Here is a 13,105-nt window from a genome sequence, read left to right as displayed (position 1 = left end):
TAAGGAGAATTTTATGAAAATGAGAAAAACTGTAAACGCGGAAAAAAATCTTACCGAGGGGAAAATCCTGAAGACCATGCTGATTTTTGCGCTTCCTATGATATTGGGAAACCTTCTGCAGCAGGTCTATAATATTGCAGACACCATGGTAGTCGGAAGATTTCTGGGAGCAGAGGCTCTGGCGGCGGTAGGCTCGGCTTATACGTTGATGACATTTCTGACCTCAGTGATCATTGGTCTTTGCATGGGAAGCGGCGCTGTTTTTTCTATTGCTTATGGGGCGGGCAATCAGCAGGAATTGAAAAAAAGCATATGGGTGTCTTTTGTATTTGTTGGAATTGTTACAATTGTCATGAATGCAGCAGTATTTATTTGGACAAGGCCAATACTGAAACTTCTGCAGATACCGGAGGAAGTTTATCCTCTGATGTATCAATATATACGGATCATTTTTTCAGGGATCCTGTTTGTTTTTTTATATAATTTTTTTGCATGTCTGCTCCGGGCAGTGGGAAATTCTGTCGTTCCTTTGTGGTTTCTGGCTGTGTCTTCTGTTTTAAATATTATCCTGGATCTCTGGTTTGTAGCCGGACTTGGAAAAGGGGTGGAAGGTGCGGCTGCGGCAACAGTGATCGCACAGATGGCAGCCGGGATTGGAATTGCTGTTTACACTTTGTGGAGGGTTCCGGTTCTTAGAATAGAAAAGCAGTATATGCGTATGGAAAAATCTATTTTGAACCGTGTCATGCAGTATTCTGTTCTTACCTGTGCCCAGCAGTCGGTAATGAATTTTGGAATCCTGATGATCCAGGGACTGGTGAACAGTTTTGGAACGGTGATCATGGCTGCATTTGCAGTTGCCGTAAAGATTGATACTCTGGCATATATGCCCGCGCAGGAATTTGGAAATGCCTTTTCTCTTTTTGTTTCTCAGAATTACGGAGCCAGGAAATATGAGAGGATCAGAAAAGCCTCCGGAATGGCAGTAAAAGTTTCCGTGAGTTTCTGTCTTGTCATATCTGTGATCGTATGGATCTTTGCCGCGCCTCTGGTAGAAATTTTTCTGACGGATCCGCAGCCTGCTATTGTAAATGCAGGGGTAAATTATCTTCATATTGAAGGAGTTTTTTACTGGGGAATCGGATGTCTGTTTCTTTTGTATGGATTATACAGAGGGGTGGAGAAACCTGTAATGTCGCTGGTTCTGACGGTTATTTCACTGGGAACCAGGGTGGCGCTTGCTTATCTTCTGGCTCCGATGCCGCAGTTTGGGGTGAATGCCATTTGGTGGGCGATTCCTGTGGGCTGGATTCTGGCAGACGTAACAGGATTTGTTTATTATTGGAGGATTCGGAAAAATATGGGTTCCGGACAGTGAAAATACAGCTGAAAAATTTAGAAAAATATTTAGGGGAGTTTTGGGTTATGCAGGAAATTATTACATTTATTATGGAAATCATAGGAACCATTGCTTTTGCGGCTTCCGGCGCTATGGTAGGCGTGGGGAGAAAAATGGATATTTTTGGTGTCTGTGTTCTTGGAGTAGTTACTTCAGTTGGCGGTGGTATGATCCGTGACATTGTTCTTGGCATCATTCCTCCGGGAATGTTCCAGAAACCGGTATACACTATTGTAGCGACACTGACTTCATGCGTGGTTTTTGGAGTGCTGTATCTGAAAAAAGAGCTTCTGGAAGGACACTTCAGGGAGATTTATGATCGTTTTATGCTGATCATGGATACCATAGGCCTGGGGATTTTTACAGTGGTTGGCGTTCATACAGGGATTCGACACGGATATGTGGACAATACCTTTCTTCTGGTATTTCTGGGAACCATTACCGGAGTAGGCGGAGGGCTTTTGAGAGATATGATGGCAGGCGTGCCGCCATATATTTTTGTAAAGCATATTTATGCCTGCGCATCTATTGTGGGCGCTTTTTCCTGTGTTTACCTGTACCGCAGTTTTGGCACGGTAGCTGCAATGGTGGGAGCCTCTGCTGTAGTGATCCTGATACGTTATCTGGCAGCACATTTCAGATGGAATCTTCCGAGACTGAAAAGAGAAGAATGAGGAAAAGGTTATTTTTGTTTATAATGTATATTTGTGTCTAAAAGCCTATATTTAAACTGGAAAATATGGCTAATATATGTTATACTGAATTGTATTAATGCAAGCTGAGTACTTTGTCTGTTATTTTTCCGGGCAGAGGGAAAAATAATTTAAACAAAGAAGCAAAATGTTTGTGTATCAAATGGATAAGGAAGGTGAGCAATTGGAAAACTACACCAAGTACAAGTTAAAAAGTAACGATGAACTGGCAGAATTGTTAGCCGATAAAGACAACCTGTTCATTGTTGCCTGCAACAAATGCTTTAAAGAATTTGAAACTGTGGATGAACCGGAATGTAGTGAGTTTGAAAAATTTGCTGTTGAACAGGGGAAAACAGTTACAGGCAGCATCAGGGTTGATTTCCTGTGCAACAAGACTCTGACAGAAAAGAAACTTCAGAATATCATTCCGGAGGGAACAGAAAATGTAATCGTGATCTCCTGCGGACTGGGTATCCAGACTGTTGCAGATCTTGCTGGTAAACCAGTTTATGCAGCCAGCAATTCTCTGAATTATACCGGACATCACGGAATGGCTCTTACAAAAAAAAGCTGTGATGCATGTGCACAGTGCTATCTGAATATCACCGGAGGTATCTGCCCTATCGTTGACTGCTCCAAGAGCCTTGTGAACGGACAGTGCGGCGGCGCAAAAGACGGCAAATGTGAGGTTGATGGCAATAAAGACTGCGCATGGGAAAAAATCTACAGAAGACTTGAAAAACAGGGACGTCTGGAAGAATTTTTAAATCAGCCGGTTCAGCTTCGTGATTATTCCAAAGTAAATGTTAATGTGATCCGTAATTATGTAAATGCTGTGCGTGAAGAACGTTTTGCAGGTTATTACGGCGGCGTTCATCCATCTGAGCGTAAAGAACTCAGCGAACATATTGCACTGGCAAGATTTCCGGAACCAAAGACAGTTGTGATTTCCATGTCACAGCATCTGGGTGCCCCGGCATCTCCTGTAGTGCAGGTAGGAGATACCGTTAAAGTAGGTCAGAAGATTGGTGAAGCCTCTGCTTTTATCAGTGCGCCTGTCCATTCCAGCGTCAGTGGAACCGTAGTTGCGGTAGAACCGCGTCTCCATGCCACCAGAGGCAGTGAGGTCATGGCTGTTGTAATTGAATCTGATGGAAAAAATACTCTGCATGAATCTGTAAAACCGCATAAAGGCTATGAGGAGCTTACACCGGATGAGATCATTGAGATTGTCCGTGAAGCGGGTATCGTAGGTATGGGCGGTGCAGGTTTCCCGACAGCAGTGAAGCTGAAACCAAACAAACCAATCGAAGCAGTTATCCTTAACGGCTGCGAATGCGAACCTCTTCTTACTGCAGACCACAGAGTTCTTCTGGAGTTTGCAGATGACATCATTTATGGATTAAAGGCAGTTCTTAAAACTGTGGATGCACAAAAGGGCATCATTGTAATTGAGGACAACAAGCCGGACGCCATTGCGCTTATGGAGGAGAAGCTTGCAGACTGCGACAACATCGAGGTTGTTACAGCCAGAACAAAATATCCTCAGGGTGCAGAAAAGAGTCTGATCAAGCGTGTAACAGGAAGAACTGTTCCGCGTGGAGGTCTTCCGGCAGACGTAGGCGTTGTAGTCAGCAATATCAGTACAGTCAAAGCAATTTCTGACGCGATCCGGACAGGTATGCCGCTGATCGAGCGTGTTGCAACTGTAACAGGTGAAAAGATCAAAAATCCTGGAAATTATATTGTGAAGATAGGTACCAGCGTAAAAGAAATGATTGACTATTGCGGCGGTACTACAGATGATGATGTACAGATCAAAATGGGCGGTCCTATGATGGGATTCGAGCTTACCGATCTGGACGTTCCGATGATGAAGGGTTCCAATGGAATCATTGTGGTTGACACTGATCAGACACAGCCAATGGAATGTATCAAGTGCGGACGCTGTGTAGACGTCTGTCCAATGGAACTTTCACCGCTGTATTTTGCAAAATATGCGGATGAGCAGAACTGGCAGGGAATGAAGGATATGAACGTTATGGATTGTGTGGAATGCCGTTCCTGTGAGTTCATCTGTTCCTCCAAGATTCCGTTAGTAAGCAAGATCAAAGCCGGAAAAAATGCGATAAGGGAGATGAAGTGATATGCTGATTACCGAACTGAAATCGAAAGAAATTATCGCATCACTGGTGGACGGAAAAAAAGTATTTATGATCAACTGCCAGGGATGTAAGGAAGTCCGTTTCCCGGAAAAAGAATCCGTAGAACTCCGCAAGGAGCTGGCTGCTGACGGGAAGCTGACAGGATTTATTACAACCGACTATATCTGTAATCCGGAAAACATGAAGCTTCGTCTCCAGAAACATATGGGTGAGATTGAAGCGGCTGATGTGGTTCTGGTCCTTTCCTGTGGAGTGGGCGTGCAGACAATCGCAGAATATCTGGAAGATAAACCGGTATATGCAGCCTGCGATACATATCCTCTTCCGGGATTCCAGGGAGTTACTCCTCTGGAATATGACTGTGACCAGTGCGGCGAATGTTATCTGAACTTAACCGGAGGCATCTGTCCGATTACTGCCTGCTCCAAGAGCCTTGTAAATGGGCAGTGCGGCGGCTGCAAAGATGGCAAATGTGAAGTAGACAGCGAAATGGAATGTGGATGGGAACGTATTTACAGACGTCTTGCACAGATTGGACGCCTGGATGTATTGAAGTGCCCCACCCAGATTCGTAATTTTGCAACAGATGACGAAGTGTCAAAATAAGATAACGGTTAAAAATTATAGAGTAGGAGCAATGTACTATGAAAATTACTGAAGCATTTGAACGTGGTGAATTTGCAGTAACAGCGGAAGTAGGACCGCCAAAAGGAATTCATATTGAAGGATTGCTGGAAGAAGCAAAAACATATTTAAGTGATATTACAGCAGTAAATGTAACAGACAATCAGTCTTCCGTTATGCGTCTTGGTTCCCTGGGCGTATGTAAGGCTCTTAAGGATGAGGGACTTACCCCGATTTTTCAGCTGACATGCCGTGACAGAAACCGTATTGCGCTGCAGTCTGATCTCCTCAGTGCTGCCATGCTGGGAATTGAGAACCTTCTTCTTCTGACAGGCGACCATACAAAGATGGGGGATCATCCTCAGGCAAAGCCTGTTTTTGACCTGGATTCTGTTTCTCTGATCCATGCGGTAAAACAGCTGGAGGAAGGTGTTGACCTTGGTGGAAATCAGCTTGTTGGGGAACCTCCTAAATTTGCGAAGGGTGCAGTAGTATCTCCGTGCAGCGACTCTGTGGACGCTCAGCTTGCAAAAATGGAGCGTAAAGTACGCGCAGGTGCTGATTACTTCCAGACTCAGGCTGTTTTTGAGCCGGAGAAATTCATTAAATTTATGGAAAAAGCAAAACAGTTTGGAAAACCGGTTCAGATTGGTATCATCATTCCGAAATCTGTCGGAATGGCAAGATTCATGAATGCAAATGTTGCAGGTGTTCATGTTCCGGAAGATATGATCAATGAACTGAAAGCTGATAAAGAAAAGACGAAAGCAGGTATTACCGGAGTAGAGATTGCTGCCCGTATCATCAGAGAATGTAAACCATATTGTCAGGGTGTACATATTATGGCATTAGGATGGGAATCAAAAGTACCGGATGTACTGAAGCTTGCCGGAATCTAAAAATATGCAGGACTGTTCTTAAGACAGCTTCTGAAAAAGGTTGTGGTTCATTTGAGCCGCAGCCTTTTTGTTCTTTGTCATGAGAGACTTGCCCGCTTTGCTTTAATCAGGTTTTTCCATTGCGTTACAGTGAATTTTACCGTATAATGGAAAGGAGTCAAAAGATAAAGGAGCAGCAGGATATGTATTACGAAACAGCAGAGAAACTTCTTACATTTATCAGAAAAAGCCCTACCGCTTTTCATGCAGTAGATACAATGAAGAATATACTGGCAGAACAGGGATTTCAGGAACTTTTCGAAAAAGATTACTGGAAACTGATCCCCGGCGGTCAGTATATGGTTACAAGAAATAATTCGGCGCTGATTGCATTTTCTATTCCGGAGAATGCGCCTAGGCGTTTCCATATAATGGCAAGCCACAGCGATTCGCCTACATTTAAAATTAAAGAAAATCCGGAGATTACTGTAGAAAAAGCCTATGTGAAACTGAATGTGGAGAAATACGGCGGTATGCTGATGTCTCCATGGTTTGATCGTCCGCTTTCTGTGGCAGGAAGAGTCATTGTTTCAGAAAAAGGAGAGATCAAAGAAAAACTGGTGGATATTGACAGAGATCTTCTGATGATCCCCAGCTTGGCAATCCATATGAACCGTGAGGTAAATTCCGGTTATGCATATAATCCGCAGAAAGACCTTTTGCCTCTTTATGGTACGGCAGGGACAGAGGAGACTTTTGGCAAAACGCTTGCTGAGGCAGCAGGAGTACGCGAGGAAGATATTTTAAGTCACGACCTGTTTCTTTACAGCCGGACAAGAGGAGCAGTATGGGGAGCAGAAAAGGAGTTTGTTTCAGCGGGAAGGCTGGATGACCTTCAGTGCGCTTTTGCTTCTATGGAAGGTCTTCTTTCAGGAGAAAAAAAGAAAAGCATCGCAGTTCATTGTGTTATGGACAATGAAGAAGTGGGAAGCGGTACCAAACAGGGAGCTGCGTCCACATTCCTGAAGGATACTCTGCTTCGCATTAATTCCGGACTGGGAAGGACTTATGAGGAGTATCTGATGTCTCTGGCAGACAGTTTTATGATTTCCGCAGATAATGCCCATGCCCTCCATCCGAATTATACAGATATGACAGATCCTGTCAATCGTCCGCTTCTTAATAAAGGAATTGTGATCAAGTACAATGCTAACCAGAAATATTGTACAGACGCTGTTTCAGCGGCCATATTTAAAGATATCTGTACCAGAGCGGAAGTACCGTTCCAGACTTTTGTAAACCGTTCGGATATGGCTGGCGGCTCCACTCTTGGAAATATATCCAACACACAGGTTCCGGTAAATACGGTTGATATTGGACTTCCGCAGCTGGCAATGCATTCTCCTTATGAAACAGCGGGAGTAAAAGATACTTATAGTCTTATAAAAGCGGCGGAACTGTTTTTTGAATAGTAAAATGGAACAGAAAATCTGAGGAAAAGAAAGATGAGTAGGAAAGCGGTATTTTTTGATGCTGACGGAACGGTCTGTGACATAAAAAAAGGTGTGCCGGACAGTGCAGTCAGAGCAATCACCCAATTAGTGGAAAACGGACATGAAGCGTGGCTGTGTACCGGACGGAGCCGTGCTTTTGTTCCCTGGTATCTGGAGCAGATTCCTTTTACCGGAATGATCAGCGCCTGTGGGGCGACTATTGAAAAAAACGGTCAGAGGCTTTTTAACAGAGAAATGCCTGCAGACGTTGCACAAAAGTCAGTTGAAATTCTGAGAAAATATGGACTGATCCCGGTGATGGAGGGAGCAGACTACATGTATTACGATAAGGATGAGTATACCACGGAGGTAAACTGGTACAGAGATCTGATCACAGAGGCTCTGGGACCAAAATGGAAACCTATTGCAGGCAATGAATCCTGTCTCCAAATCAATAAGATCAGCGCCAAGATGACAGACGGCTGTGACGATCAGCTGGCTGTCAGAGAATTATCTCCCTGGTATGATGTGATACGTCACGAAAACAATGCGTTCGTGGGAACGACTATTGAATTCGTGCCAAAAGGATGCAATAAGGCAGTGGGAATTGCCGCTGTATGCAGACTTTTTGATATTCCCTGGGAAGACACAGTGGTTTTTGGAGACAGCAACAACGATCTTTCCATGTTTGAGTATGCAGCCACTAAGGTGGCAATGGGAAATGCATCCCAGAAAATTCTGGAACTGGCAGATCATATAACGACAGATATGTTTCATTATGGAATAAGAAATGGTCTGGAAGCACTGGGGCTGATCCGTGGTGATCATGTTTGAGTTTTAACATTTTAAAGAATACTTTAGACAGAAAATAGTAAAGAGATAAGAAATCAATGAAAGATTTTGCAAAATATGAAGAGGAGCTTCTTCAGCACAGACGATATTTTCATATGTACCCGGAACTTGGACTTCAGGAAGAAAAAACATCAGCATATATCAGAACTTATTTGGAAAGGCTGGGGTATGAAATTACATTTGTCCCGCCTACAGGGATGATCGCTGAGCTGCCGGAACTTAAACACAGAGATAAGACAGTAGTTCTCAGAGCGGAAATGGACGGACTTCCAATGGAGGAAAAGACAGATCTTCCTTTTGCGTCAAGAAACCAGGGCTGTATGCATGCCTGCGGACATGATGGGATTCTTGCGGTGGCACTTACATTCTGTGGTATTCTTGCAGAGGAAAAAGACAGTTTTCCGGTTAATGTGCGATTTCTTTTTGAACCGGCAGAGGAGATAGGAGAAGGGGCAAAAAGGATGATTGCTGCAGGAGCATTGGAAACTCCGGTTCCGGATGCGTTTCTGATGTTTCATTTTGCAGTGGATATGCCTTTCGGCATGGCGATCCATGAGGGGCAGGCATCAGCTATGATCGCAGGAATCGGCATTGATGTAAAGGGAAAGGCAAGCCACTGGAGCGAAGCGAATAAGGGAATTGACAGTATTTATGCAGGAGCAAGGGCAATTCAGGAAGTACATGACCTGAACAGTTCCTATAAGAGCGCCGCACCCTGTCTTGTGGGGATCGGAACAGCTCATGGAGGAGAATATACGAATATCATCGCGGATTCCATGCAGCTGACCGGAAACATCCGTGCATGCAGAGAAGAGGACTTCCGGGCTTTGTATAATGAACTGGAAAACAGACTGAAAAGAGTGGAAGAAGAAACAGGAGCAGAACTGAATTTAAGTATTTTGAAGGAGCCGGTGCTTTCTTTTGCAAATGATCCGGAGTTTACCGGGTTTGCGGAAGAAATCGGAAGGGATGTCTTTGGAGAAAGATTTGTTCTGGAAGGAGAGGATCAGCTTTTTCTTGCCGGAGATAATGCCTATCGGTATTTCCAGAGGACAAGGGGGATTTTTCTTGTCTTTTTGGCGGCAGTGCCGGGACACGAACATCCTCTTCATCATCCGCAGATGGAAATCGATGAACAGATTTTTCCATATAGTCTGGAAACAGTTTACAGAATGATCAGAAGAATTGGTGAAGGCTGATCAAAAAAGAAAAACATAAGAAAAGGGAAATCGTACAGAAACTGTATGGAGAGGTTTTGGGGTGGAGGAAGCATTATGAAATATGGAAAAATAAAAATTGAAAATGGAAATCTGGTGTTCACCAGACATATGATGACAAACCACCTGCCATGCAGAGATATTTTATGGGTTTATAAAAGACAGGAGGGTGTGGACGGCGGTGGTCAGAAGCAGATCAGCGCCAGTTATCTGGTAGTTGTTACAAGACGAAGAAAACGATACAAATTTGATATGACAGACAGAGAAATCCAGGATTGCATTCAGCTTTTGAAAGCGTTGAATCCGAATATTATCATTGGTTTTCCAAAAGGTGGAAAAATCCACCTTCAAAGTCTGCCAAATACCAGAGATCTGGGAGCGTTAGTCACAGAGGACGGAAGGCATATACTGCCGAAACGCCTTCTCCGCAGCGGAAGCCTTTATCATGTTTCTCTGTCGGATCAGGATATTCTGACAGAAGAATATCATCTGACAGAAGTGATCGATTTTCGGACAAGGTATGAGATTCTGGAAAAACCGGATATTGTCATAGAAGGAGTGAAATATCATGAGATTCCCATTATAGATGAGGAAACAGCAGGAATTTCCCAGGCTGGAAATCTTATGGATATGATAAGTAAATTTGACAGGATTCCAGATGACTTTTTACATAAGCAGTATCAGAACCTTGTTCGGGATCAGTATTCAGTGAGACAGTATGCACGTTTTATGGATGTGATCTTGAATCACGAGGAAGGGGCGATACTGTGGCACTGCAGTGCCGGGAAGGACCGGGCAGGAGTAGGAACAGCTTTGCTTCTTTGTGCATTGGGGGTGCCAAGAAAGACTATACAGGAAGATTTCATGAAAACAAATCTGTACCTGGAAGAAGAGATGCAGCATATGATCCGTTATCTGGAGACAAAGACTATTGTAGACAGCCGGATCATGGATAAAGTACGGATTTTGTTTAAAGTAAAGGGTGAATATCTGGATACAGTCTTCAAAACGATAGAACAGGATTATGGTTCTGTAGAGAATTTTATGAAGAAAGCACTCTATCTGAATCCAAAATCCATTGAGACGCTAAAAAATAAATATCTTGTATGAATTGTAAAAAAATTCATTGACAAATGGGTGATTATTGCTATAATGATATTCATGCAGAGTTTTTATAAGTTAAAAATTTACAAGATTAAAGTGGTGAAAGCAGGTGTGATATGCAAAAGAGAATTTTGTCCCTGTTAGTAGATAATACCGCAGGTGTACTAAGCCGTATTTCCGGGCTGTTCAGTCGAAGAGGGTATAATATTGACAGTCTTTCAGTTGGTGTTACTGCAGATGAACGTTATTCCAGGATGACCGTTGTATGCAGCGGAGATGAACTGATCCTGGAACAGATCACAAAACAGCTTGCCAAGCTGGTAGATGTAAGAGATATCAAGGTTCTGGAACCGGATAACAGTGTAAGCCGTGAACTGGTTTTGGTAAAAGTGGCAGCAAAGCCGGAGCAGCGAGAGGCAATCATTTCTATCGCAAATATTTTCCGTGCAAATGTTATTGATGTGGCAAAGGAGTCTCTTGTGATTGAGCTGACAGGAAGCAAAAGCAAGCTTGGAGCATTTGTAAAGCTTCTGGAGGATTATGAAATCCTTGAACTTGCAAGAACAGGTATCACAGGTCTTTCCAGAGGTGCATCAGATATAACTTTCCTTTAATCAGTACAGATTGCTGAGGGAAACACCCCTTGACGATATATTATGAAAAAATTTATAAAAAGCTTAGGAGGAAAAGAAAATGGCAAACAGGATTTTTTATCAGGAAGACTGTAATTTAAGTTTACTGGATGGTAAAACCATCGCCATTATCGGTTATGGCAGCCAGGGACATGCTCATGCCCTGAATTTAAAAGAATCAGGATGTCATGTGATCATTGGTCTGTATGAGGGTAGCAGATCCTGGAAAAAAGCAGAAGACCAGGGATTTGAGGTATATACAGCAGCTGAAGCGGCAAAAAAAGCAGATATTATCATGATTCTTATCAATGATGAGAAGCAGGCAGCTCTTTACAAAAATGATATCGAGCCGAATTTGGAAGAAGGAAACATGCTGATGTTTGCTCATGGTTTCAATATTCATTTTGGATGCATTGTTCCGCCAAAGAATGTAGATGTAACTATGATCGCTCCAAAAGGTCCTGGACATACAGTTAGAAGTGAGTATCAGGCAGGCAAAGGAGTTCCGTGTCTGGTAGCTGTTCAGCAGGATGCTACAGGCAAGGCTCTTGATATGGCATTGGCATATGCTCTGGGAATTGGCGGAGCAAGAGCAGGGGTTCTTGAAACAACTTTCCGTACAGAGACAGAAACAGATCTTTTTGGAGAACAGGCAGTTCTTTGCGGTGGTGTGTGTGCTCTTATGCAGGCAGGCTTTGAGACTCTTTGCGAGGCAGGATACGATCCGAGAAATGCATATTTTGAGTGTATTCATGAGATGAAGCTGATCGTAGATCTGATTTACCAGTCTGGTTTTGCTGGAATGAGATATTCTATTTCCAATACTGCTGAATATGGCGATTATATTACAGGACCGAAGATTATTACAGAAGATACAAAGAAAGCAATGAAAAAAATTCTTTCCGACATTCAGGATGGAACTTTTGCAAAAGATTTCCTTCTGGATATGTCTTCGGCAGGCGGACAGGTTCACTTTAAAGCAATGAGAAAGCTTGCTGCTGAACACGAGTCTGAGAAAGTGGGAGAAGAGATCCGTAAGCTGTACAGCTGGAATGGAGAAGACAAACTGATCAACAACTAAAAAATAAAACCCTCTGTCATTTGGCAGAGGGTTTTTGACTGTCTTTATCAGGATATAAAGCAGAATAACGGTTAATTTTCCGTAAAAAAATATTGAAGAAGAGGAAAAGCTTCTTCCTTTTTTCTGCATACAAATCCAATTTCTCTTTCAGGGAAAGTAAATCCCATGGAAACTTCTGAGAGACTTCCCTTTTCTAATTCTTTTTCTACGAACTGACGGACAACGCCGGCAATTCCAAGACCTGTTTCTGCAAACTGAATAAGGAGATCCATGGTACTGACCTCCAGTATATGGACTGGCTCCATGTTATGCTCTTTTAGGCGGGAATTTATGGTCTGTCGGGAAATGTTTTCTTCGTCAAGCATCATAAATACCGCATTATGAGATAAAGGCTCATCAGGATAAAGCTTCTGTTGGGCGGAAAGATACTGTGTAGCGGCCACAAAAGTATCATTTACTTTCATAATCGGTCGAAAACAGCAGCCATGGAGATTTCGGGGCTTGCCGATCAGCCCTAGATCAATCTTTTCTTCTTCAAGAAGCCGGAGAGTCTGGTAGGTATCCTGGCAGGAAATACTGATCCGTACCTGCGGATTTGCAGAGATGTAGGGCTTTAAATGGGACAGAAGTACATAGCGGCAAAGTGTGGTGCTGGTACCCAGTCTCAGGTGAGGCGTTTTTCGGGAACGGTTATGGATGATGGAATTCTCTCCTTCTGCAACAAGCTCAAAAGCTGCTTTGATCTTGTCGAAAAGGAGTTTTCCGTCGGCGGTCAGAAAAACACCTCTGGAACTTCTTTTAAAAAGCCGGGTATCAAGATTTGTTTCAAGTTTTTGTACTGCGCGGCTGACTGCAGGCTGGCTGATATACAGCTCTTTGGCAGCTAGAGAAATATTTCCGGTTTTTCCGACAGTATAGAAAATATGGTACAGAGATAGATTTTCTTTCAAGTTGAGTCTCCTTTA

At 43.2% G+C, this 13,105-nt stretch carries 12 protein-coding genes; 11 read left to right on the top strand and 1 reads right to left on the bottom strand.

Features of this window, described 5'->3' with window-relative positions; translation table 11 throughout:
- Positions 1-13: 13 nt before the first annotated feature.
- The 11 genes from RDS42_RS06570 to ilvC all read left to right on the top strand — a co-directional run bounded on the left by RDS42_RS06570 (position 14) and on the right by ilvC (position 12,140).
- On the top strand, positions 14-1,378 hold the full coding sequence (locus tag RDS42_RS06570) for an MATE family efflux transporter (protein WP_308782934.1): 1,365 nt from the start codon (positions 14-16) through the stop codon (positions 1,376-1,378).
- 47 nt (positions 1,379-1,425) lie between these two features.
- Positions 1,426-2,073: a trimeric intracellular cation channel family protein gene (locus RDS42_RS06565; protein ID WP_308782933.1), complete on the top strand. Its 648-nt coding sequence runs from the start codon at positions 1,426-1,428 to the stop codon at positions 2,071-2,073.
- A gap of 202 nt (positions 2,074-2,275) precedes the next feature.
- Positions 2,276-4,240: an electron transport complex subunit RsxC gene (gene rsxC, locus RDS42_RS06560; protein WP_308782932.1), complete on the top strand. Its 1,965-nt coding sequence runs from the start codon at positions 2,276-2,278 to the stop codon at positions 4,238-4,240.
- A 1-nt stretch (position 4,241) separates the two neighbouring features.
- Positions 4,242-4,865 carry a methylenetetrahydrofolate reductase C-terminal domain-containing protein gene (locus tag RDS42_RS06555; protein WP_308782931.1) on the top strand — a complete coding sequence of 208 codons (624 nt, stop codon included), beginning with the start codon at positions 4,242-4,244 and terminating at the stop codon, positions 4,863-4,865.
- A 38-nt stretch (positions 4,866-4,903) separates the two neighbouring features.
- Complete coding sequence (locus tag RDS42_RS06550) at positions 4,904-5,782, top strand: methylenetetrahydrofolate reductase (protein ID WP_308782930.1); 879 nt, start codon at positions 4,904-4,906, stop codon at positions 5,780-5,782.
- Positions 5,783-5,964: 182 nt separating this feature from the next.
- On the top strand, positions 5,965-7,233 hold the full coding sequence (locus RDS42_RS06545; RefSeq protein WP_308782929.1) for a M18 family aminopeptidase: 1,269 nt from the start codon (positions 5,965-5,967) through the stop codon (positions 7,231-7,233).
- Between the two features lie 33 nt (positions 7,234-7,266).
- On the top strand, positions 7,267-8,088 hold the full coding sequence (locus tag RDS42_RS06540) for an HAD family hydrolase (protein WP_308782928.1): 822 nt from the start codon (positions 7,267-7,269) through the stop codon (positions 8,086-8,088).
- Between the two features lie 56 nt (positions 8,089-8,144).
- Positions 8,145-9,305 (top strand): M20 family metallopeptidase, encoded by a 1,161-nt coding sequence (locus tag RDS42_RS06535; protein WP_308782927.1) that lies wholly within the window; start codon positions 8,145-8,147, stop codon positions 9,303-9,305.
- A gap of 75 nt (positions 9,306-9,380) precedes the next feature.
- Entirely contained in the window at positions 9,381-10,433 is a 1,053-nt protein-coding gene (locus RDS42_RS06530) for a tyrosine-protein phosphatase (protein ID WP_308782926.1), read from the top strand.
- 110 nt (positions 10,434-10,543) lie between these two features.
- The gene (ilvN, locus tag RDS42_RS06525) at positions 10,544-11,041 is read left to right on the top strand and encodes an acetolactate synthase small subunit (protein WP_308782925.1); all 498 of its coding nucleotides are present in this window, start codon (positions 10,544-10,546) and stop codon (positions 11,039-11,041) included.
- A 79-nt stretch (positions 11,042-11,120) separates the two neighbouring features.
- Positions 11,121-12,140 carry a ketol-acid reductoisomerase gene (ilvC, locus tag RDS42_RS06520; RefSeq protein ID WP_177297517.1) on the top strand — a complete coding sequence of 340 codons (1,020 nt, stop codon included), beginning with the start codon at positions 11,121-11,123 and terminating at the stop codon, positions 12,138-12,140.
- Between the two features lie 71 nt (positions 12,141-12,211).
- On the opposite strand, the gene RDS42_RS06515 is transcribed toward ilvC, so the two are convergent.
- A complete protein-coding gene (locus RDS42_RS06515; RefSeq protein ID WP_308782924.1) occupies positions 12,212-13,090 on the bottom strand; it encodes a LysR family transcriptional regulator in 879 nt (292 codons plus the stop codon).
- Positions 13,091-13,105 lie beyond the last annotated feature (15 nt).

The organism is uncultured Blautia sp. (genome assembly GCF_902497045.1).
Taxonomy (GTDB): Bacteria; Bacillota; Clostridia; order Lachnospirales; family Lachnospiraceae; genus Blautia_A.
Note: the sequence above shows the minus strand (reverse complement) of the source record. Positions and strands in the feature narration are given on the sequence as shown.

What these genes read in the sequence shown, in the direction of transcription:
- RDS42_RS06535 (WP_308782927.1), top strand. Translation starts at nt 8,145, where the DNA reads ATGAAAGATTTTGCAAAATATGAAGAGGAGCTTCTTCAGCACAGACGA.
- RDS42_RS06555 (WP_308782931.1), top strand. Translation starts at nt 4,242, where the DNA reads ATGCTGATTACCGAACTGAAATCGAAAGAAATTATCGCATCACTGGTG.
- RDS42_RS06550 (WP_308782930.1), top strand. Translation starts at nt 4,904, where the DNA reads ATGAAAATTACTGAAGCATTTGAACGTGGTGAATTTGCAGTAACAGCG.
- ilvN (WP_308782925.1), top strand. Translation starts at nt 10,544, where the DNA reads ATGCAAAAGAGAATTTTGTCCCTGTTAGTAGATAATACCGCAGGTGTA.
- RDS42_RS06570 (WP_308782934.1), top strand. Translation starts at nt 14, where the DNA reads ATGAAAATGAGAAAAACTGTAAACGCGGAAAAAAATCTTACCGAGGGG.
- RDS42_RS06540 (WP_308782928.1), top strand. Translation starts at nt 7,267, where the DNA reads ATGAGTAGGAAAGCGGTATTTTTTGATGCTGACGGAACGGTCTGTGAC.
- RDS42_RS06545 (WP_308782929.1), top strand. Translation starts at nt 5,965, where the DNA reads ATGTATTACGAAACAGCAGAGAAACTTCTTACATTTATCAGAAAAAGC.
- RDS42_RS06530 (WP_308782926.1), top strand. Translation starts at nt 9,381, where the DNA reads ATGAAATATGGAAAAATAAAAATTGAAAATGGAAATCTGGTGTTCACC.
- ilvC (WP_177297517.1), top strand. Translation starts at nt 11,121, where the DNA reads ATGGCAAACAGGATTTTTTATCAGGAAGACTGTAATTTAAGTTTACTG.
- RDS42_RS06565 (WP_308782933.1), top strand. Translation starts at nt 1,426, where the DNA reads ATGCAGGAAATTATTACATTTATTATGGAAATCATAGGAACCATTGCT.